The organism is Vitreoscilla filiformis, assembly GCF_002222655.1.
Taxonomy (GTDB): domain Bacteria; phylum Pseudomonadota; class Gammaproteobacteria; order Burkholderiales; family Burkholderiaceae_C; genus Ideonella; species Ideonella filiformis.
On the sequence record NZ_CP022424.1, the window covers coordinates 189,268 to 210,578 of the forward strand.

General features: G+C 64.6%; 17 protein-coding genes. 8 read left to right on the plus strand and 9 right to left on the minus strand.

What is annotated here, in order from left to right; all coding sequences use genetic code 11:
• Positions 1-35: 35 nt before the first annotated feature.
• Positions 36-1,280 carry a cache domain-containing protein gene (locus VITFI_RS17140; protein WP_089418369.1) on the plus strand — a complete coding sequence of 415 codons (1,245 nt, stop codon included), beginning with the start codon at positions 36-38 and terminating at the stop codon, positions 1,278-1,280.
• Here VITFI_RS17140 and VITFI_RS17145 read toward each other — a convergent pair.
• The 6 genes from VITFI_RS17145 to VITFI_RS17170 all read right to left on the minus strand — a co-directional run bounded on the left by VITFI_RS17145 (position 1,271) and on the right by VITFI_RS17170 (position 8,572).
• The gene (locus tag VITFI_RS17145; protein WP_089418370.1) at positions 1,271-2,962 is read right to left on the minus strand and encodes a tyrosine-type recombinase/integrase; all 1,692 of its coding nucleotides are present in this window, start codon (positions 2,960-2,962) and stop codon (positions 1,271-1,273) included. The genes VITFI_RS17140 and VITFI_RS17145 overlap by 10 nt on opposite strands.
• Positions 2,959-4,878, minus strand: coding sequence for a putative bifunctional diguanylate cyclase/phosphodiesterase (locus VITFI_RS17150; protein ID WP_198301793.1), 1,920 nt, complete (start codon positions 4,876-4,878; stop codon positions 2,959-2,961). Before VITFI_RS17150 ends, VITFI_RS17145 begins: the two co-directional genes overlap by 4 nt.
• Before the next feature lie 61 nt (positions 4,879-4,939).
• The gene (locus tag VITFI_RS17155; RefSeq protein WP_232476731.1) at positions 4,940-6,325 is read right to left on the minus strand and encodes an ATP-binding protein; all 1,386 of its coding nucleotides are present in this window, start codon (positions 6,323-6,325) and stop codon (positions 4,940-4,942) included.
• Positions 6,322-7,032: a winged helix-turn-helix domain-containing protein gene (locus tag VITFI_RS17160; RefSeq protein ID WP_089418372.1), complete on the minus strand. Its 711-nt coding sequence runs from the start codon at positions 7,030-7,032 to the stop codon at positions 6,322-6,324. The genes VITFI_RS17155 and VITFI_RS17160 overlap by 4 nt, the downstream gene beginning before the upstream one ends.
• A 104-nt stretch (positions 7,033-7,136) precedes the next feature.
• Positions 7,137-7,832 (minus strand): hypothetical protein, encoded by a 696-nt coding sequence (locus tag VITFI_RS17165; RefSeq protein ID WP_089418373.1) that lies wholly within the window; start codon positions 7,830-7,832, stop codon positions 7,137-7,139.
• Positions 7,829-8,572: a hypothetical protein gene (locus tag VITFI_RS17170; RefSeq protein WP_157725767.1), complete on the minus strand. Its 744-nt coding sequence runs from the start codon at positions 8,570-8,572 to the stop codon at positions 7,829-7,831. The genes VITFI_RS17165 and VITFI_RS17170 overlap by 4 nt, the downstream gene beginning before the upstream one ends.
• A gap of 133 nt (positions 8,573-8,705) precedes the next feature.
• Here VITFI_RS17170 and VITFI_RS17175 point away from each other — a divergent pair, with 133 nt between their 5' ends.
• Positions 8,706-9,845, plus strand: coding sequence for a GGDEF domain-containing protein (locus VITFI_RS17175; RefSeq protein WP_157725768.1), 1,140 nt, complete (start codon positions 8,706-8,708; stop codon positions 9,843-9,845).
• A 16-nt stretch (positions 9,846-9,861) separates the two neighbouring features.
• On the opposite strand, the gene VITFI_RS17180 is transcribed toward VITFI_RS17175, so the two are convergent.
• Positions 9,862-10,887 (minus strand): phospholipase A, encoded by a 1,026-nt coding sequence (locus tag VITFI_RS17180; protein ID WP_157725769.1) that lies wholly within the window; start codon positions 10,885-10,887, stop codon positions 9,862-9,864.
• Positions 10,888-10,951: 64 nt separating this feature from the next.
• On the opposite strand from VITFI_RS17180, the gene VITFI_RS17185 reads away from it, so the two are divergent.
• The 3 genes from VITFI_RS17185 (at position 10,952) to VITFI_RS17195 (ending at position 12,480) form a co-directional block, all read left to right on the plus strand.
• A complete protein-coding gene (locus tag VITFI_RS17185) occupies positions 10,952-11,341 on the plus strand; it encodes a lysozyme inhibitor LprI family protein (protein WP_089418449.1) in 390 nt (129 codons plus the stop codon).
• A complete protein-coding gene (locus VITFI_RS17190) occupies positions 11,314-12,174 on the plus strand; it encodes a hypothetical protein (protein WP_157725770.1) in 861 nt (286 codons plus the stop codon). Before VITFI_RS17185 ends, VITFI_RS17190 begins: the two co-directional genes overlap by 28 nt.
• Before the next feature lie 63 nt (positions 12,175-12,237).
• On the plus strand, positions 12,238-12,480 hold the full coding sequence (locus tag VITFI_RS17195) for a hypothetical protein (RefSeq protein ID WP_089418378.1): 243 nt from the start codon (positions 12,238-12,240) through the stop codon (positions 12,478-12,480).
• A gap of 3 nt (positions 12,481-12,483) precedes the next feature.
• Here the strand turns inward: VITFI_RS17195 and VITFI_RS17200 are convergent, their stop codons facing one another.
• Entirely contained in the window at positions 12,484-13,386 is a 903-nt protein-coding gene (locus tag VITFI_RS17200) for a DMT family transporter (protein WP_089418450.1), read from the minus strand.
• Between the two features lie 151 nt (positions 13,387-13,537).
• Here VITFI_RS17200 and VITFI_RS17205 point away from each other — a divergent pair, with 151 nt between their 5' ends.
• The 3 genes from VITFI_RS17205 to VITFI_RS17215 are packed head-to-tail and all read left to right on the plus strand — an operon-like array spanning position 13,538 to position 19,372.
• A complete protein-coding gene (locus tag VITFI_RS17205; RefSeq protein ID WP_089418379.1) occupies positions 13,538-14,797 on the plus strand; it encodes an efflux RND transporter periplasmic adaptor subunit in 1,260 nt (419 codons plus the stop codon).
• 13 nt (positions 14,798-14,810) lie between these two features.
• Positions 14,811-17,948, plus strand: coding sequence for an efflux RND transporter permease subunit (locus VITFI_RS17210; RefSeq protein WP_089418380.1), 3,138 nt, complete (start codon positions 14,811-14,813; stop codon positions 17,946-17,948).
• 14 nt (positions 17,949-17,962) lie between these two features.
• On the plus strand, positions 17,963-19,372 hold the full coding sequence (locus VITFI_RS17215) for an efflux transporter outer membrane subunit (RefSeq protein ID WP_089418381.1): 1,410 nt from the start codon (positions 17,963-17,965) through the stop codon (positions 19,370-19,372).
• Positions 19,373-19,374: 2 nt separating this feature from the next.
• On the opposite strand, the gene VITFI_RS17220 is transcribed toward VITFI_RS17215, so the two are convergent.
• Positions 19,375-21,237, minus strand: coding sequence for an esterase/lipase family protein (locus tag VITFI_RS17220; protein WP_157725771.1), 1,863 nt, complete (start codon positions 21,235-21,237; stop codon positions 19,375-19,377).
• Positions 21,238-21,311 lie beyond the last annotated feature (74 nt).

Genomic DNA, 21,311 nt, shown 5'->3' on the forward strand with positions numbered 1-21,311 from the left:
CTCAATCCTGTCGCGCTTTTGCCGATCGTCCTTTCATGAATGACACATCCTGTCCTCGGCCGACCTCTGGCCTGAGCCGCAAGTGGCTGATCTTGATGGGGCTGGCCACCGTGGTGCTGTGTGGAAGCGTGGTGGTGATGCTGTCGTGGCAACGGCAGGTTGCACTGACCCAAGAAGAGGAAGAAAACGCCAACATCGCACGCGCCCTGCGGGAGCATACGTTGCGCATTTTGGAAAACGTCAATCAAGCGATGCTGCGCCTGTCCGAAGTCGGTGCCGAGCGGGCACCCACGGATTTGGAGTATCTGCGCTTTGCCAACGAAACCGGCTTGGTGCCCGGCATCCTCACGCAGTTATCGTGGGTGGGCGCGGATGGCCGCTTCGTTGGCAGCAATCTGGATCCAACCGGCGAGCGCAGCCAGCGGGTGGACTTGTCTCAGCGCGACCATGTGCGCGTCCACCTGAGTGACCGGCACGGCCTGCCGGCCTCCAGCTTGTCGGCGGACGGGTTGTTCGTCAGCCAGATTCTCACGGGCAAGGTGTCGGGCAAGCGCAGCTTGCAACTGTCGCGCAAGGTGTATGGCCGCGACGGCAGTGTCAAAGGGGTGGTGGTGGCCTCGCTCAACCCCGAATATTTTGAATCGGTGTACCGCGACGTGCGTTTGGGGGGGCAAGGGCGCGTCATGCTGGCCGGGGTGGACGGCATCGGGCGCATCCTGGTGCTGAAAAGCCAGCAAGTGGACATCAACCAGCCCATTCCCACCGAGCTGCTGCACGCGCTGACTCAGCAGCGTGAAGGGGCGTTGTCGCACACCGGGGTCGATGGCACCACCTGGGTCAACGGCTACAGCCGGGTCGGACACTACCCGCTGGCCGTGATGCTCAGTACCACCGCCCAAACCGCACTCACGCCCTGGTACACGATGCGGGCTATGGTCTGGGGCCTAACGTGTTTGCTGACCTTGGTGCTGCTGTTCGCTGCATGGGTGGTACATCGCAGTTTGCAGACCTTGCAGCGCCAGCACATGGCGTTGCAGCACAGCCAATCCCAGGTGCAGCAAGCGTGTGAAGCCCAACATCAGGTGCTGGTGGCGTTGAACGCGGCGCTGAAACCCCCGCTGACCACGCTCCAAAGTTTTGCCGAGCTGATCGCCTTGCGCAGCGCCGAACCCCGCAGCCGCGAACACGCCCGCCTCATCCTGCAAAACGCGCAGGACATGGAAGCGCAGCTCAGCCGCACCCCTTTGCGCACCCCGCCGCCGCCGCCCGCTCAAGGTTGAGCGCCAAACACCGATTCCATTTCGTTTTGCAGGCGCTCCAATTGGGTGCGGGCGTAGCGCATGGTGGTGCGCGGGTCGGCATGGCCCAATTGACGCTGCACCACTTCCAACGGCGCACGACGCTCCAACGCCCGGGTGCCGCAGGTGTGGCGCAACCAGTGCGGCGAGGCCCGCAGCGCCACAGCCCGCTCCGCTTCAGGCAACGCGCTGGCCTCAATGGCTTGGCGCACCCAGCGTTTCATCGTTTGGTACAACGTGGCATAGCAGATGGATGCACGCGGATCGGTGGTGCTGGCCAGCAGGGGGGCATCGGCGGGGGCGTCTGCCCATCGCGCCCAGCCGCGTGCCGCCAAGTAGGTATGCAGCGCCTGTTCGGCTTGGCCCGGAACGGCCACCAAACGGTTGCGCGCCCCTTTGCCGTGAACCTGCAACACCCAGCGCCCCCGGTGCTGCCGCAGCGAGCGCAAACGCACGTCCACCAGCTCGCTGGCGCGCAAGCCCGTGGCTTCGACGAACTTCAAAATAAAGAGCATGCGCACTTGTGAGGGCGTCGGATCTTGGCGCTGCACATGGTCGAGGAGGGCGGCCCAGGCCTCGGGGGTGAAAGCACGGCTGTCGAGCAAATCGGCTTGGGCGTCGTCGCCGGTGCGGCGGTTCACCAGCATCCAGGGGTTGTGGCCACGGCCCAAACCCGCTGCCGCCAGCCAAGCAAACCAGCCCGACAGGATCACCACCGCCTGGCGGCGGCTGGCCAAACTCAGCGGCCCCCGAAACGGCGCTTGCCGGGTTTGCCAATGGGGCGGCAGGTGCTCTAGGAATGCCATGTAGGCCAAACAGTCCCCGGCGACCATGTCCGCCAAGTGCCGGCCTTGCCGCTCTTGGGCCAACCACAGCAACAGGCGGGCGCCTTCGCGGCGGTAACTGCGCGCCGTCGCTTCGGAACCGGCGCGAGCGTTGACCCACATCTGCAAGGCGTCCCAGTCTGCCGCGTTGTCTGCATGGGTACGCAGCGGCAGCCGGGGTGTGGCGACGATCTCTGGTACCGCTGGCCCAGCCAACGCCAAACTGCCCGGCAGCAGGGTGTCCAGATGCTGGGCAATGCGTGCCGCCTTGGTCACGCCTACTGCCGCCACCCCCCGCCACCAACGGCCCCCGCCCTGGATGCGCTGGCGCAAATCCCCCAGCAGCAGCAAGCCAGCCGCCATCAGGCGTTCGGCCAAGGCGGGTTCGAACCAACCGTCGATGCGGTCGGTGGGGTCTGGCGTTTGCGCGGCCACTTGTTCCAGCTCGCGCAACAGCGCCAATTGGCGCGTGCGCAACCGGCGCCGCCGTTCGGTTTTGGGATCGACCGGGAACGCTTCGGCATACAACTGCTGCAACTCGGCTTGGGACCAGCCATCCAACTGGCGTTCGTCGGCAAAGTCTTCCAGCGTTGGCCGGGGCGCATCCTCGACCAAGCGGATCGCCAAACCGATGAGGCGCCACGCCCGATCCCCGCGTCGGCGCGACAGGCTGCGCACATGGTCCACCACGCGGCGGTGCGCCGTGCGCGCTTGGTGGCCGTGTTCAATGCCCAGGTAGCGCAAGGCGCAAGCCTGCGGAGCCAACCCCTCGGCCACCGCCCGCAGGTAGGCAAAGTGATGGCGCCCCAGGCGGGGCATGGGGGCGCTGGGTGTGTTCATGCGGCAATGGCGGCCACAGGCGGATGGGCCAGCAGTTGCGCTATGTGTTCGGCTGCCATGGGTCGGCCAAAAAGATACCCCTGCAACACGTCGCAGCCATGGCGGCACAGCACCGCTTGCTGGGCGGGCGTCTCCACCCCTTCGGCCAGGATGTGCAGCCCCAAACTGCGCGCCAGGTTGATGACCCCGGTGATGATGGCTTCGTCTTGCGCATCGTGGCTCAGGCCAACGACGAACGAACGGTCGATCTTGAGCTTGTCGATGGCGAAGCGGCGCAAGTAGCTGAGGGAAGAATAGCCCGTACCGAAGTCATCGATCGACAGTTTGACCCCCAGCCGCTTGAGCGAAGCCATGACGGCGATGGTGTTGTCCGAGTTTTGCATCGCAACGCTTTCGGTCAGCTCCAGCTCCAGCCATTCGGGTGGCAAGTGGAACTGTTGCAGCATCTGGCGCAGCAACTCCACCAGCCCCGGATGCGCAAACTGCGCCGCCGACAGGTTCACAGCCACAGGCACCACCGGCAACCCCTGGTCGCGCCAAGAAGCCAACTGGCGCAGCGCCTCCCGCAACACCCAAGTGCCGATGTCTTGGATCAAGCCGGCTTGTTCGGCCAACCCAATGAAACGCGCCGGCGACAGCAACCCATGCTCGGGATGCTGCCAGCGCACCAAGGCTTCAACGCCCACCAACTGTTGCGTTCGGGCATCGACCTGAGGCTGATAGTGCAGCACCAATTGCTCCCGTTCAACCGCCCAACGCAGCTCACGCGTCAGGGTCAGGGTTTCGCGCACCTGCTCATGAACGTCCCGCGAGAAGAACCGCACGGTGTTGCGCCCCTCCCGCTTGGCGTGATGCACCGCCGACTCTGCCGCCTGGGACAAGGCCGCCAAATTGGGCCCGTCCTCAGGGAATTCCGCCACGCCGATGCTGGCGGTCAGGCGCAGCTCTTGATCGGCCACGGCCAAGGGCTCGGCCACGCCAGTCATGAGGCGCAGGCAAATTTGGGCGGCATCGCGGGCGCAGGCGCCGGGCAGCAAGATGATGAAATTGTCCGCCCCCATGCGGCTGACGGTGTCCTGCGGACGCAGCGTGTGGGTGAGGCGTTGTGCCATCTCGCGCAGCAGTTGATCGCCGGCTTCGTGCCCCAAGGTTTCGTTGATGGCACTGAAGTGGTCAATGTTCACATGCAGCACCACCGCCGACATGCGCTGCTGGGCCGCATGGGCAAGGACATGCCGCGCACGCTCATGAAGCAAATTGCGATTGGGCAGGCCCGTGAGTGCGTCGTAGTTGGCCAGGTGGCGAATGCGTTCGCCGTCGCGGTGGCGGTTGCTCACGTCCAGCCAAGCGCCGATCACCCCCACGGGTTGCCCTTCTTCGTCACGCATCATCACCATGTGATCGTCCAGCCAGCAGTAGTGGCCGTCGGCGTGACGCAGGCGGTATTCGTGGTGCAGCCAGCCTTGGGTTTTGAAACGCTCTTGGTCTTCGAGCACGCGCTGCAAGTCATCGGGATGGATCAGGTCACGCCACAGCCGGGGGTGGCCGAGCCAGTAGTCCACCGGATAGCCGCTGACTTGCTCGATTTTGTGGCTGACAAAATCCACAATCCACGGCCCGTTGTGCTCACTGGGCTTGAGGGCGTAGATGACTGCCGGGGAGACGTCCAGCATGTGCGCCAGCCGATCCCGTTGCCGAGCGGTTTCCAGCTCCAGTTTCTGCTGCATGCGTTCGGCCCGACGCACCAGCCAGTAAATCAACACCGCGCTCAACGCGATCGAGGTGAAGCCCTTGAGCCAGCGCCAGATCGGAATCGCCCAAGTGTCGTCCACCAACAGATCGATCACCCGGTCGGCGGCGAACAGCCAGATGGTGCCAAACAGCACGAAGGTGGCGACGATGCGCGATGCGGTCATGATCATGGAGCCTGGAAACGCGGGAACCGCACCGGAACGGTGTGCTGGCAACTGAAAGGACTCATGATAGTGAGCTCTCCTGTCTTTCCTGGGCGTCCCCCACGCTTGAAGGCGCTGTGGCCATAAAACTCACCCGAACGCAAAGGCCCCCGTCAGGAACATCCTCCAGAGCGATGTGTGCGCCATGGCGCTTGGCCACCGCTTGCACAATGGCCAGCCCCAAGCCGCTGCCGGCGGTGTCGTGGCCAGTGCGCCCTCGGTAAAACCGGTCGAACACCCGCTGACGCTCCTCAGTCGGTATGCCGGGGCCGTTGTCTTCCACGCGAACCTGCGGGCCTTGCGTGGCCGTCCCCGGCTGGACGTGCAGTTTTACCTGACTGCCCGGTGGGCTGTAGCGCACGGCGTTGTCCACCAAGTTGCGCAGCAGCACGCCCAACGCGGTGGCGTCACCCCAAACGGGCGCCGGATGGGGGGCCTCCAAGGCCAGCGCGGTTTGGCGCCCTTGCGCGACGGGCAACGCTGCCACCAGCACCTGGCGGGCCAGTTCGGCCAAATCGACCGCCGTTCGCACTTCCGGCCCCTCGCTGCGCGCCAAGGCCAGCAACTGCTCGACCAGCCGGGCCGTCCGCTCGATGCCCTCACCCAAAGCGGCGATCGCTTCGGCTCGCTGCGCCTCGTCGGATGCCCGGCGCACCAACTGCCATTGCAATTTGAGCGCGGTCAATGGGGAGCGCAGTTCATGGGCGGCATCGGCCACGAACGCTTGCTGGGCTTGCAGGGCCTGCGCCAAGCGGGCCAACCAGTCATTCAGCGAAGCCACCAGGGGCACCAGCTCCTCCGGCAAATCGGTGCTGGACAAGGGGTGCAGGTGGGTGGTGCCGCGCTGGGCCAAACTGTCGGCCAATTGGCGCAGGGGGGACAGGCTACGCACCACCAAGCCCCACAGCAAGACCACCAGCGGCAGACCCAGCCAGGCGATGGGCGCGATGCTGCGCAAGGCGGCAGCCGTGGCCAGCTCACGGCGAATGCGCTCTGGCTGGGCCACTTGGATCACCCGGCCCCGCGCCATCACCGCGTAACTGCGCCACACTTCGCCGGCCACCCGCATGTCGGCCCATCCCAGAATGGCGCGATCTGGCAGGGCTCCGTGGGGGCGGCTGGTCAAAATCAGGCGCCCTTCGAGGGTCCAGACTTGGACGACAAAATCGAGCTGTTCGTCTTCCAGCACTTCGGCTTGCTCGGGCAAAATCCCCCCGCGATCTCGCAGGGACAGCGCCATCTGGCGCAACTGGTAGTCGAACAACGCCTGAGCTTCGGCGGCCACGGCCCGCCATGTGATGCCGCCGACCACCAAGGCACTCAACAACAGCGCCAGCGCCAGCCACAGCAGCAGGCGCCAGCGAATCGAGCGGGGCGAGCGCAGCCGCTGCCGGGGCGCTGGTTTCACACGCCCTCCGGTGGGGCGGGGGTGAGGTAGTAGCCCACGCCGCGCAGGTTGCCAATGACGTCGGCCCCGAGTTTGCGCCGCAACTGGTGGATGTAGACCGAAACGGCGTTGCTTTCGATTTCCTCTCCCCAGCCGTACAGCCGATCCTCCAATTGCGCCCGTGACAGCACGGCGCCAGGGCGCTGCATCAAGGCTTCGAGCACCGCCAGCTCGCGGGCGGACAACCACACGGGTTCCCCCTTGAGGCTGACTTGGCGTGTGGCCGGGTTCAAGGTGATGGCCCCGTGGCGCAGCACGGGGGAGGCTTGTCCCTGGTGGCGCCGCAGCACGGCGCGAATGCGGGCCATCAGCTCATCAAAGTCAAAGGGTTTGACGAGGTAGTCATCGGCGCCGGTATCCAGGCCACTGACGCGATCGCCGGGGCCGTCGCGGGCGGTCAGGACGATGGCAGGGGTGGCGTCACCAGCGGCACGGCGGCGGGCGATCAAATCGAGGCCATCGGCCAGGCGCGTACTCTCGGGCGTGCCGATGGGGCCGCCGGTGGGCAAACCTCGGTCGATCAACCAGAGATCGAAGCGTTCGGTGTCCAGGGCGGCTTGGGCGGCGCGCACGTCGCGCACCCAATCAACAGCCCAACCTTCGAGGCGCAGGGCAGCGCGCAAGCCTTCACCGATCATGCGATCGTCTTCGACGAGCAGCAGGCGCATGGCGGTGGTGTTCCTTTCTTGAAGCGAATCACGGGGGGCAGTGGACGTGCAACGCACACCTGAGCGGCTTGGCGGACGCAGGCCAGCACGCAGCCCCTAGATTGTCACGCGATGGTTTCCACATCGACCTTCTTTGTGTTGAAGTCCGCCGTGATTTTGCGCCGGCCATGGTCAATACCTGCCTGAATTTTCTTCAGAAAATCTTCCGCAAACTCTTTGCTGGGGCATGCAAAAATCAGCCGTTTGGGTGTAGAAAGCTCAACTTCAAAAAAGAATCGGGAGATGGTGCGTTTTGGAGCAAACAGCTTGATTTTTTTCAGAGCGATTCGCAGCAGTATCAAACAAGCCCCGGTTAAAACCACCAGCAAAATCAGGTGATAGGTCGGCACCGATACAGTCAACCCCGGAATCAAATCCAATGGTGGAACAGGCAGTGATTTATGGGAAGGCAAATCCGGCCAGACGGCTGTTGACACGTACAAATAAGCCAGCAGGAAAAGCGCAATATTGCGCAGCAACCATGGGCCCGCAGGGCGTTTGTTGTCCACCGAAATGGACGTGCTGGTCATCGAGAAAGAGATGATGTTGCGGTTTTGAACCACCACATTACCGTAAGAAAAAAAACCGTTGGCAATCGTGATTTTGGAAGGCTTCTCGATAACTTCGATGCTGGCCATCACCGGCAGTGCCGCTGTCGGTGGAGCCGGCAACGGGGGGACGGGCGGTGGTTTCTTCTTAGCGGCTTTCGCGGCAGCGCTTTTGGCCTGTGCCGCCTTGATTGCATCGATGATTTTTTTCATCGCGCATCCTGAGCCGGGTGCAACAGCAGCGCCTTGGCCGCCTCAATGCGCAACGCCATCGGCACCGCTTCATCGTTCATGACGCGCAGCAAAAACCGGCGTGGATCGTTCGTCTCCCCCGCCTTTGCCACCCCCTGCGGCAAAGGCGCCTGCACCGAGGGCGGCACCAACACCGGCTGGAGCTGTGCCATCACCGCTCGCCACTGTGCTGGCCGAATGCTGCGCAACCCCGCCAACAACTGCGCCTGCCCCTCCTCACCCGGCTCAATGTCCAACCACGGAGATTCTTCGAACAACGGCATCAAGTCCGCTGCCACAAACGCCGCCCAATGGCCACTGGCCGCTTCGCACCGAGGCACCGGCGCCAGTTCACCCAACACCGGCTGCTCCGGCCATTGCCGCACCCGATGCGCCCCCCAGCCCGGCACATGCCACTGCCGTAAACCAGCCAGCAGCGTCACCGCTTCCACCACGGGCACCGGCTCGGCCAGCGAAAACCACAACTGCAAACCATCGGTGCCCGACACCGCCATCGCCGGCGCCGGCCATTCCCAATCGGCCTGCACACTGCGCCAAATGTGGCTCAACATCGTCCCATCGGCGGGACGGCGCAGTTCCAGCATCAGCACCCGGGTTCTCCCTTGAGCGTCCAGCCAGGCATGAGGATTGCTGTTGTCTGCCCCATCCGGTACGGGACGGGGGAGGTAAAGGCGAGCCAATTCAGTCTGCAAACGGGTCATGGATCTCGATAGCGAGCACAGCAACGGAGGCGGGACTCTACTGGATTTAGGGAGACGCTTCCCATCGTTTCCGCTCCTTTGGCCCGTTAGGATACGTTCAGATTTTTCAACCCTTCCGAGCCCACACAACGCAATGAGCAAACGGCAGCCTTGGTGGTGGGGTGGCGCCCGCTTCAACGAAGACGAAGAGCACGAGCTGTTTCGTTTTCGCTTCCTGATCACCGCCCTGGGCAATGCCGTGCTGGTGGCCGGCGTGTTCAGCTTGGCCGACCTGATGCACCTGGTCGATTTGAGCCAGGTTCACCGCTGGGCGGTGCGCCTGTTCGCGCCGTTCAACGCCCTGTTGTTGGCCTTCGTTTGGGGCCACCGGGAACGCTTCGCGCCCGTGAGCTGGGCATACTGGAGCGGCAGTTTGTTGCTCAACCTCTCCGGCTTGCTGACGCTGCAACAAGACGAACTGCGCGTGCTGTGGTTCTTCATGCACTTGGGCAGCAGTTTCATCCTGCTGGGCGCCCGCGCTGGGGTGGTGACCGGGCTGCTGTCCATGCTGGCCGTGGCCGCTGCCAACCCGCTGCTGATGCACCCGTATTCGCCCACCGCCATGGTGACGCTGGTGTCCGCACTGATGGCCACGAGCCTGATGTTTCTGTCCTACGCACGGCATGTGCAACAGACGCACACCGCCATCCATGAATCACGCTCCAAGTTGCGCCAGCTCTCGACCCAAGATCCGCTGACCGGGGTGCTCAACGTGCGTGGTTTTCAACAAGCGTGTGAGCCCCACATCCACGCAGGAGTCAGCGACGAAGCTCAACCCTACGCGCTGCTTTTCATTGATGTTGACCACCTGCGCCAAGTGAACGACCGATACGGCCACAACGCCGGGGACGCCCTGCTGTGCGGCGTGGCCACCGCCTTGCAAGCCCAACTGCGGGGCCATGACATCCTGGGCCGTGTCGGGGGCGAAGAATTTTGCGTTTTCCTGCCCCGCACCCATGGGCACGGTGCCCTGCGGGTGGCGGAGCGCCTGCGCTCCACCGTGGAAGCCCTGCCCTTGACGGTGGGAGGCCCTCACGGGCCGCGTGTTCACATCACCGCCAGCATCGGGGTGGCCGTGCATGAGCCGGGGTTGGACAGTTTGTCAGCGCTGCAACGCCACGCCAACCAAGCGATGTACCGCGCCAAAGAGGCGGGCTGCAACTTGGTCATGGGCTTGGAGGGTTTGGCCCAGGAGTTTGTCATGCCAGGTGCCCAGCCCGATCCCGTTTGCTGAGGCCCCCCGCACGCGTTCAAAGCTGGAACAGCAGCACGCCCAGGCCCAGACGGGTCTGGCGCACGTTGTAGTCCAGCAAACTGGCACCGTAGCCCGTGAAGACCTGCACAAACCAGCGCAGCCCGTCGGGCTGGTGGTGGTTGATGGGATGGCTGATGTCCAGTTGCAGCGACCCGCGTGACCCGTCCCGCGTGGTGCCCTTCCAGGTCAAAGACGACGCGGTGTAGCCACGCAGCCAACTGGCGGTGGCTTCAAATTGGCCGGTGTAATCGAGCAAATCGGGGTTGTCATCGTCGCTGTAACTTTCGCGCCAGCGTTGGTTGTATTTGAGACTCAAGCCCAAATCCCCACGCGATAACAGCGTGCCAAACGTGGTGCGGTTCCAACTGCGCGACAGCGGATCACGTTGCCCATTGGATTGATGCGCCACCCCCACTTGCACCGCATGCCAGCGCCACCCGCCGGGTAAATACGTCCACGCCGCAGGAACGGGGACGATGTAGAACGCTTCCGGTTGGTAGTCCGTGCTGCGAAACGGCGCCGAATCGGCCGGGTTCCACACCTGCCACAGCGATTGCTGGGTGTAGGCAAACCACAAATCGGCGTTGGGCAACCCGAAGTTTTCCAGCACCTTGACGCGCAGCGACACTTGGAACTGCGATTCCACATGCTTGCCATCCGAAGGGTTGCTCGGTACCGGCTGCGTAGGGCTGTGGGGACGGTTGTTGATGTGGTTGGTGTACACCGCCGGCAAAACGTACGTCGGCTGGTAGGTTCGCACCACAAAGGTGCCGCGTTTGTGCTCGGGGGTCAGCTCCCAAGTGGCGTCCAGGGCCCCGGTGAGGTTGCCGGGCTGGAGTTTGGGGGCTGTGTCTGCACGTGGGGCGGACACCACCGGGGGCGTCGAAGATTGGGCATCCCAACAGGCCAGCCGGGCGGCATCATCGGCCAAGCTGCGGCAGTCGGGGCGCTCCTGCGCCGAGGCTGCGGCACATGCCAAGCTCAGGCTCAGGGCGGCGGACAAGGAAACAGAGGCATTCATGCGCGGATTGTCGCTGCCTTGTGTCAGACTGCCCGCCGCTGCCTCTTGACCCCGGTTTTTGAACATGAATCGCATCGCTCCGGCCTTTTGTTTGACGCTGTGCCTCTGGGTTGGGGGCCTGCCGCTGAATGCACAGGCCCAGACCAATGACAACCGCCAAGACGTGCCCAAAAACGACCTGCAATCCAACCGCGAGGCGTACCAGCGCGAGGACTTGGAACTGAACATCGCTTATCGCAAGCTCATGGCCCAGCTTCAGGACAATGGCAAAGAACGTTTGAAGAGTGCGCAACTGGCATGGCTGAAGTTCCGTGATTTGCAGTGTGAATTCGAACGCGGCAGCCGTGAAGGCGAAAGCCTGCAAAGCATTCAGCACAAATCCTGCTTGGCTGCGGCCACACGCCAACGCACGAACGAGTTGAGCGCATGGCTCAAAGACCCAAACCGCCCTTGAAAGGCCCCACGGGGCCGGCCCCCGCAGACCACCGGCTGGGATTTGACATCGCGGCCTTGGTGCGTGACGGCACCACCTACCTCGTCCCCCGCGTGCTCATCGACGGCCTGCCGTTGGTGGATGCGTCGGTTTACGCGCTCGACGTCGGCCTGTTGCTGCAAAGCCAGGTGCGGTCGGGCTCGTTTTTCATCTTGACGTGCTGGTGCGGCGTGCCCGAGTGCGTGGGCATCGACACGGGCGTGACCGTTCGGGCCGACGACGCCGCCGTCACCTGGGACATCGTCAGCCCCCACGCGGCTCGGGGCGTGTACCGGTTTGAACGCAACGCCTACGACGCGGCCATCGCCGATCTGTGCGCCAGCATCACCCGGCAGGCCGAAGCGTTCGCGCCGCACACCGAGTTTGTGCCAGAAAACGGCCTGCGTCATGTGGCACCTGCATGCTGCCCTGTGCCCATGGCAACGGAAGACTTTGCCCGCGTGGTGAACGCGGTGGCATCCCGGGTGGGGGGGCGTGTTGGTGCGCTGCACCGCCCTGGCGTCACGCCCAACTTTGCCGCAGCGGAAATGCGCCTGCCACGAGAAACCGTGTACTTGCTGCGCTCGGTGCAAGGGCATTGGGCTTGTGCAGCGAGTTTCGATCCCAGCGTGCCCCGGCTGCGTTTCGTGACCTGCCATGTGCTGGCCAAGGCACTGGGCGCGCTGGAAGTGCATCTGTTGTCGCCGCAGGAACTCCAGGCGCCTTTTCGCCGCTTGCCCGGCATGAGCGAGGCCGACATCCGCTACTGGCGCCCCACGACCATGGGTGATGGCCTGTTTCACTGGTGGGACTGAACCGCTCCGCTCGCCCTCGCCTTGTCTCTCGTCTCTCGATTCCAAACCACAAGGAGTGTTTTTGTGAAGGCTGTGAAATCACCCACCCCATGGCTGTGCCTGGCGCTGTTGCTGATCTTGTCAGGGTGCCAATCCAGTGGTGCTGTCACCAGTTGCGAGCAGTACCTGGACAAGATTCAGCGTGACGACTGCAAACGGCGCACCGTCCTGCCCGCCATTGAGCCCATGCAACCGCCCACCAGCACCCACCGCAACGACCCGTTGTGCTACCGCAAATCCACAGGCGAACAGGTGTGTTCGAACTGAGGATCAGCGCCAGCGCGTCGCCAACGTCACCCCGGTGAGCACCAAGGCGGTGCCCAGCAGCAGCCAGGGCGTGAACGGCTCATCCAGCACCCACACGCCCAGGCCGATGGTGGAAATCGGCCCGATCATGCTGATCTGCGCATTCAAGGTCGGGCCGATGCGTTCAATGGCCATCATCACCAGCAGCACCGCCACCACCGTACACGCCACGGCGTTAAGGGCCGAAAGCGCCAACACCGGCGTCGGCACCACCAACGCCCCCAGGGGTTTGACCAGCACGAAGTGCAACAAACACCACACACAGGCAGCGCTGGAAGCCAACCCCGTCAGCCGCAACGACCCCAGGCGCTTGACCACCTCGCCGCACGCCAGTTGGTAAATGGCGTAAGTCACCGCACTGGCAAACACCAACGCCGCACCGAGCGCCACCTGTGGCCCTTGATGGCCCAGCTCATGGCCAAACACGGCCATGGCCCCGGTGTAACTCAGCGCAGCCGCCGCCCATTGGCGCCGCCGCACCGGGCGCTTGAACCACACCACGGACAGCCCCATGACGAGGGTCGGGCCCAAATACAGGATGAGGCGCTCCAAACTGGCACTGATGTACATGAGGCCGTAGAAGTCCAACATGCTGCTGGCGTAGTAACCACAAAACCCCAACCCGGCTGAGGCGATCACATCTTGGCGCGTCAACGGGGGTTTGCCGCGCCCGGCCCAAATCGCCATCAACGCGAACAGCGGCAGGGACATCAACATGCGCCACGCCACCACCGTGACGGCGTCCACACCATGGCGGTACATCAGCTTGGCCAGGATGGCCTTGCCGGAAAAAGCCATCGCCCCCGCCACGGCCAGGGCAATCCCTGTCCAAGCGGTGCGACGGGGCAACGAAGTCACAAACGACATCACACACACACCCAAATCACACAAGGGGCGCACTGTGGGGCCTGCCACCGCTTCTGTAAATGTGGTTTTCCGAAACGCGGGCCTGCAAATTTGCTGCACATTTGTCCGGCACCCTGCGCGCCATTCCTCCCATTTTGTCGATGGCGCTCGCATGTCTGACCTCTCGTTTCGTGCTCTTTCCACCCGCCGGGGCCCGCTGGCTCTGGCCTTGACTTGGATGCTCGTGTTGAGCACCTTGGTGGGTTGCCAACCCAACGCCGGCACCGGGGCCAGTGCCTCGGCCAGCGCCCCAGCGGCCAGTGGCGCTGGGCGTGGGGCCGGCGGCCCCGTCGCCGTGGGGGTGGTGACGCTGGCGCCCCAGCGCGTCAGTGTGTCCACCGAACTGCCGGGGCGGGTGAATGCGCCACTCGTCGCGGAGGTGCGTCCGCAGGTGCGCGGGCTGATCCAAGCGAAGCTGTTCACCGAGGGCACACGGGTCAAAGCCGGCCAGGTGCTCTACCAGATTGAGCCGGACAGCTACCGCATCGCACGGGCCAGCGCCCAGGCCGCCGTGGCCAAGGCCCAAGCCACCCTCGACGCCGCCCGGCTCACCGCCCAGCGCCGCGCCGACTTGTTCAAAGTGCAGGCCGTGAGCCAGCAAGACGTGCAAGATGCCCAAGCCGCCCAACAGCAAGCCGAAGCCGATTGGGCCATCGCCCGCGCCAACCTCGACGCCGCCCAACTCAACCTCAGCCGCACCCAGGTGACGGCGCCGATTGGCGGGCAGGTCGATGTGTCCAGCGTCACGCCGGGTGCCTTGGTGACCGCCGACCAAACCACGGCGCTGACCACGGTGCGCCAGCTCGACCCGATCCAAGTCGATGTCAGCCAATCCAGCGCCGAACTGCTGCGCCTGAAACGCGATTGGGCCAGCGGCAAATTCCAGCGCATCGGCACCGACAGCGCGCAAATCAAACTGATTTTGGAAGACGGCAGCGCCTACCCCCGCCCCGGCAAACTGAGTTTTGCCGGCGTGTCCGTCAACGCCAGCACCGGCGCGGTGACGCTGCGCGCCCAATTCCCCAACCCCGATGGCCTGTTGATGCCCGGCATGTACGTCCGTGCCGTGCTTGAAACCGGCAGCGCCGAATCGGCCCTGGTGGTGCCGCAAGCCGCATTGCAACGCGATGCACGCGGCAACGCCAGCGTCTGGGTGGTCGGTGACGATGGCAAGGTGCAGCGCCGCGCCGTCACGGTCGGGCGCACGCTGGGCGGCGGCTGGCTGGTGAGTGAGGGGGTGCAAGCGGGTGAGCGCGTCGTCGTCGAAGGGCTGCAAAAGATCAAGCCGGGGGACAGCGTGCAGGCCCATCCGGTGGCAGCCAGCGCGTCGGGAGCAGCGTCGGCGGTGGCTTCTGCCGCGTCGGCACGTTGAGAGGGGCGCGACCATGGCCCGTTTTTTCATTGATCGCCCCATCTTTGCCTGGGTGCTGGCCTTGCTGGTGATGCTGGGCGGCTTGCTGTCCATCCACCAACTGCCGCTCGAACAGTACCCGGACATCGCCCCGCCCAAAGTCACCATCAACGCCACCTATCCTGGCGCCTCGGCCAAAACGGTGGAAGACTCGGTGACCCAGGTCATCGAACAAAAAATGAAGGGGCTGGATGGGCTGCTGTCCATCTCATCGACCAGTTCCTCATCGGGGCAAGCCAACATCTCGCTGAGTTTTTTGGCCGGCACCGATCCGGACGTGGCGCAAATGCAGGTGCAAAACAAACTCCAGCAAGCGCAAAAACAACTGCCCCAAGCGGTGCAAGACCAAGGGGTGACCGTGACCAAAACCGGCACGGATTACCTCATGATCATGTCGTTCTATTCGGCCAACGCCACGGCCAGCAACATCCAGATTGGCGACTACCTCAGCGCCAACGTGGTGGACATCCTCAGCCGCCTCGATGGCGTGGGGGACATCCAGTTGCTGGGCACCAGCCACGCCATGCGCGTCTGGCTCGATCCGAACAAGCTGGCCAGTTACGCCCTCATGCCGTCGGACGTGAGTGCGGCCATCAACAACCAAAACGCGCAGGTGTCCGCCGGGCAGGTGGGCGGTTTGCCGGCGGCGCCGGGGCAACAGCTCAACGTCACCATCACGGCGCGCAGCAAGATGCAAACGGTGCGCGAGTTCCGCGACATCGTCCTGAAAACCGGCAGCGATGGCAGCGTGGTCAAACTCAGCGACGTGGCCCGCGTCGAGCTGGGGGGCGAGAGTTACACCATTTCGACCCGCTTCAAAGGCCGACCTTCGGCCAGTTTGGGCATCCGCCTGGCGCAAGGGGCCAACGCCATTGCGGTGGCCAACGCCGTCAAAGCCAAGGTGGCCGAGCTGCAACCGGGCTTCCCCTACCAGCTCCAATCCGCCCTGACTTACGACACCAGCCCCTTCGTCAAAATCTCCATCGAAGAAGTGGTGAAGACTTTGCTGGAAGCCGTCGTGCTGGTGGTGGCGGTGATGTACCTGTTCATGCAGAACTGGCGCGCCACGCTCATTCCGGCGATCACGGTGCCGGTGGTGCTGCTGGGGACGTTGGGCATCCTGGCGGCGTTTGGTTACTCGATCAACAGTTTGACGATGTTCGGCCTGGTGTTGGCCATCGGTTTGCTGGTGGACGACGCCATCGTGGTGGTGGAAAACGTCGAGCGCGTGATGGGCGACGAGGGCTTGCCGCCCCGCGAAGCCACACGCCGTTCGATGGGCGAAATCACCGGGGCGTTGATTGGCATTGCGCTGGTGCTGTCCGCTGTGTTCGTGCCGATGGCGTTTTTCAGCGGCTCCACCGGGGTGATTTACCGGCAGTTTTCCATCACCGTGGTGTCGGCGATGCTGCTGTCCGTGGCCGTGGCCATGAGTTTGACGCCCGCGCTGTGCGCCACGCTGCTGCTGCCGCTGGCCCAAGGCGAACACCACCCGGCGCACCGGGGCTGGCTCGGGCGGTTCTTCAGCGGCTTTAACACCGGGTTCGAGCGCAGCGGCAACCGCTTGACCGTCCTCACCGGCCATTGGGTTCGACGCGGTGGCCGCATGATGGCGGTGTACGCCCTCATCGTCGTTGGCATGGGGGTGATGTACCTGCGTTTGCCCACGTCCTTTCTGCCAGCGGAAGACCAAGGCACGCTGATGGCCGAGGTGCGCTTGCCGCCCGGGGCGACGCAAGAGCGCCTCATGAAGTCCATGCAAACCTTCGAGCAGTGGTTGAGCCAGCAAGCCGACATCGAGGGCTACACCACTGCCACCGGCATTTCGGGCGATCAGGCCACGGGCCGAGCGTTCATCCGCCTCAAGCACTGGAGCGAACGGCCCAACGCCAACCAAAGCGCTGCCGAACTGGCGCGACGGGCCAACAAAGAGCTGTCCAGCCTGCGCGATGCCCGGGTGTTCGTGATGCAACCGCCGACGGTGCGCGGCCTGGGTTCCAGCGGCGGGTTCACGCTGCAATTGCAAGATCGTGCGGGCCTGGGCCACGAGGCGCTGGTGCAAGCGCGTGAACAATTGCTGCAAGCCGCCCGCAAGCGACCCGAGTTGACACAACTGCGCATCAGCGGTTTGGACGACACGGCCCAGCTCGGCATCCAAATCGACGACCGGCGTGCTGGGGCCTTGGGCCTGTCCACCAGCGACATCAACAGCACGCTGTCGGCAGCGCTGGGGGGCAGCTACGTCAACGACTTTTTGGACCAAGGTCGGGTGAAAAAGGTCTACGTCCAAGGCGACGCACCGTTTCGCATGGCGCCCGAAGCCATCTTGCAATGGCAGGTGCGCAACAGCAGCGGCGCGATGGTGCCGTTCTCGGCCTTCGCCAGCACATCGTGGACGTTCGGGGCGCCGCGTCTGGAGCGCTACAACGGTTTCTCGGCGTACGAAATCGTCGGCGAGGCCGCGCCGGGGGTGAGTTCCGGCACCGCGATGGCGGTGATGGAGGAACTCATCGCCCAGTTGCCGGCAGGCGTGGGCTACGAGTGGGCCGGCCAGTCTTACCAAGAGCGGCTGTCGGGTTCGCAGGCGCCGGCGCTGTATGCGCTGTCGGTGCTGTTTGTGTTCCTGTGTTTGGCGGCGTTGTACGAAAGCTGGTCGGTGCCGTTCTCAGTGATGCTGGTGGTGCCGCTGGGCGTCGTCGGGGCGCTGGGGTTGACGCACTTGGCGGGGCTGTCCAACGATGTTTATTTCCAAGTGGGCTTGCTCACCACCGTGGGGCTGTCGGCCAAGAACGCCATCTTGATCGTGGAGTTTGCCAAGCAGTTGCAAGAGCAGGGCATGGACTTGATCGAGGCCACCCAACAAGCGGTGCGGCTGCGGCTACGGCCCATCCTCATGACCTCGCTGGCCTTCATGTTCGGTGTGCTGCCGTTGGCCATCAGCAGCGGTGCGGGGGCGGGCAGCCGGCGGGCCATCGGCACCGGCGTGCTGGGCGGCATGGCCAGCGCCACGGTGTTGGGCATGGTGTTCGTGCCGGTGTTTTTTGTGGTGATTCGGGGGTACTTCGCACGGCGCCAAGCGGTGGCCTCCGGGCGTAGGGAGGGCGTGCTGTGAGGTTCAAGCGTTCAATGCAAACGGCGTGGGGCGTTGCCGCGATGGCGGGGTTCGCGGGGCTGGCGGGGTGTGTCTCGCTGGCACCCGATTACGAGCGGCCCGCAGCGGCCATTCCCGATGCATGGCCCCAAGCGGCCGCCTCGGCGCCGGCTGACGCGGCTTCGGCACCCTCGGCATACAACCTGGGTTGGCAAGAACTGGTGAGTTCCGCCCGGCTGCGCGAGGTCATCGCCCTGGCCTTGGCGCACAACCGCGATCTGCGCGTGGCCTGGCTCACCATGGAACAAGCCCGCGCCGCCTACCGCATTCAGGATGCGCCCACCGTCCCGACGATCAACGGCAACGCCGGCATGACGGCCACGCGCACCCCCGCCGAAGCCAGCAGCGCCGGGGTGGATGTGATCTCGCGCACCTACAGCGTTGGGTTGGGCCTGTCGGCCTGGGAGCTGGATGTGTTTGGGCGCGTGCGCAGTTTGAGCGAAGCGGCGCTGCAAACTTTCCTCAACACCGAGCAGGCGCAGCGCAGCACCCAACTGAGTTTGATTGCCGATGTGGCCACCGCCTGGCTGACCCTGGCCGCCGATCAACAGTTGTTAGTGCTGGCGCAGCAGACCTTGCAAAGCCAGCAAACCACCTACCAACTGACGCAGCAGCGCCAAGCGCTGGGGGCGGTGTCCGGCTTGGCCTTGGTGCAGATGCAAACCTCGGTGGAGGCGGCACGCCTCAGCGTGGCGACAGCGGCCAGCCAAGTGCAGCGCGACCGCCACGCGCTGGCGCTGCTGACGGGCCGCACGGTGCCGGACGCCTGGTTGCCGCGCCCGGAAGATGCCGAACCCGCCGCCACCGTTTTGGTGAGCGTGCCCGAAGGGCTGCCGTCCAGCGTGCTGCAACGCCGCCCGGACGTGCTGGCGGCAGAGCGCCTGCTGCAAGCGGCCAACGCCAACATCGGTGCGGCGCGGGCGGCGCGCTTTCCACGCATCAGCCTGACGGCCACGGCAGGCACGGCCAGCCGCGATTTGGGGGACTTGTTCCAAGGCGGAGCGTGGAGTTTTGTGCCCTCGGTGAGCCTGCCGATTTTTGATGGCGGTGCTGGCGCAGCGGCAGTGCGCCAAGCCGAAATCACCCGCGATCTGCGCTTGGCGAGTTACGACAAAGCGGTGCAAACGGCATTCCGAGAGGTGGCCGATGCGCTGTCGGTGCGTGCCTCGTTGGCTGAACGTTTGGCGGCGCAACAAGCGTTGGTGTTGGCCAACCAACGCGCCTACGAAATGGCCCACGCCCGTTTCCAAGCCGGGGCCGACACCTATTTGGCGGCGCTGGACGCGCAACGCTCGCTGTTCAGCGCCCAACAAGCGCTCATCACCTTGCGGCTGACGGAACAGGCCAATCGGGTGACGTTGTACAAGGTGCTGGGGGGCGGGTGACGTTATGGGGCGGCGGTCTGCAACTCCACCCACAAACGCCAACTGGCGTGTTTGCACGTCGCGGGCAGGGCGCAGCCGCCTTCGTCGTGTGGCACCCAGGCTTCGGCGGCGGCCACGTCGCCGGTGATCAAAATCGGTGAATGGGCGTACTCACGCCCCCATGGGTCGGCGGCCACCAGCGCCGCCGCGTTCACCACTTGATCCGGACGCACCGCACGCATCCCCCCCTTCCAGCCCAGCATCTGCTCTTTGTACTTGAAACCCTGGGTGCCCCAGCTCACCCAGGTGTTCAAACTGCTCACCCCCAGCTCAGGGAAAAAGCGTTGGCCTCGGTGGGAAATCAGGTTGTCGCCGGAACCGAAGTACCACGCATCCCCCAGCAGCTTTTGGTATTGGACGTTGCCAATGCCCTGCACCCAACGCAGGGCCGGAAGTTGAGCCCGCTGAAGTGAAATGTTCGCCACGTCTTGGCCGGGTTGCAGCGCCAAACCCAAGCGTACACGTTCGGATTTGGGGAAGGCCACGGGCTCACCAGCGGCGTGGCAAGAGATTTGGTCGCAGGCTTCGAACAGCAGCGAATCCTGCCCTGCCGGCAGTTTGACGCCATGCTTGAGCCCCGCCACATCGGCGATGCCCGACAACGGCGAGCCCAAACTCAGCACCCGATTCACCTTGCCCGACAACCCCGCCAGCCCCCCATCGGCCAGCCCCTGCACCGCTGCCCGCGTCAGCACCCCGCCGAAGGAGTGGGCGACCACGGTGACGGGTTGGCCGGTGGCTTCATAAATCAGGGTGATGGCGCGCACCAAGTCCGCAGCGGCCACGGTGAACTGGGCATCGGTGTTCCACATGAATTCGAACGGGGCAAAGCGCTGCCCCTTGGCGCCGACGTAGCGCCGCACCAAATCGGGAAAGTAGCCGAAGGTGTCCAAGCCCCCGCCGAAGTAAGGCGCATCGGCGGGCAAGTGCATCTGATAGCCGTGGACGAACAGCACCGGCGTCACGCCTTGCCAAGCACTTGGGGCCCAGGTGTTCGGTGGCACCAGGCCGTTGAGCCGCGCCGATGGGCTGGACACGGGCGTGGCCCCACCCGGATCGTTGACGGGCAAACGCCGCTGGCCATCGCGGATGAAGTTGGCCCAGTAGTCCATCCAAACGTGGCCGAGTTGGGCCGCGTCGGTGGCGTAAGGGAGGGTGGCGTTGAGTGCATCGGTCAAGCTGGCGGCTGCTTGGTCGGTGGTTGCAGCGGCCACCGCAGGGCGTTCCGCTTGCGGCTCAATGCGATGGCGCACGTCAGCCCCATCGGCGGCCTCCACCACGGTGATTTGGGCGGATTTGCCGAGCGTGCGCTGCGGTAAAAAACCATGGCGAATGACGACGGCGCGTGCCGCTGCGGCGGCGGGAAATCGCACCACCACGCGCCCGATGCTCACCTTCGCGCCCTGTGCGGGAACCACCAGGCGCCGCACCTGGGCAGGCAGCACTTTGACGCGCACATTCAGCGTTTGTGCCCATTGGTGAGAAGGGCGGGTCACGCTCATGGGCAGGGTGAGGGTGCTGTGGGCCGGCAGGGTGCGGGCGTCGATCGCCAGATCCCAGCTCTGCCCATCGCCGCTGAGTTGGGCGACGCTGGAGGGGGTGTCGAGCTGGGCCCCCACATCGGCCACCTCGGATTCAGGCGCGAACACGATGCCGGAAAACCGCTGCACCGCGCCATGCAGCACGTACAACACAGGCGGCGTGGGCAGCGTGGCCACACCATGCAGCGCAGCAGGCGCCGCCGTGGCGGCACAGGCCAGCCCACTCCAGGCCAATCCCACCCCGAGAAAACACGCGCGCCATCCGGCAGCAAGTGATGGATGCATGGGGAACTCTCCTTTGCGTGCATGGCGCGTGCGCCGTGAAACTTGCATTGTCGAGTCTTGGGCGCCGTTGCTGT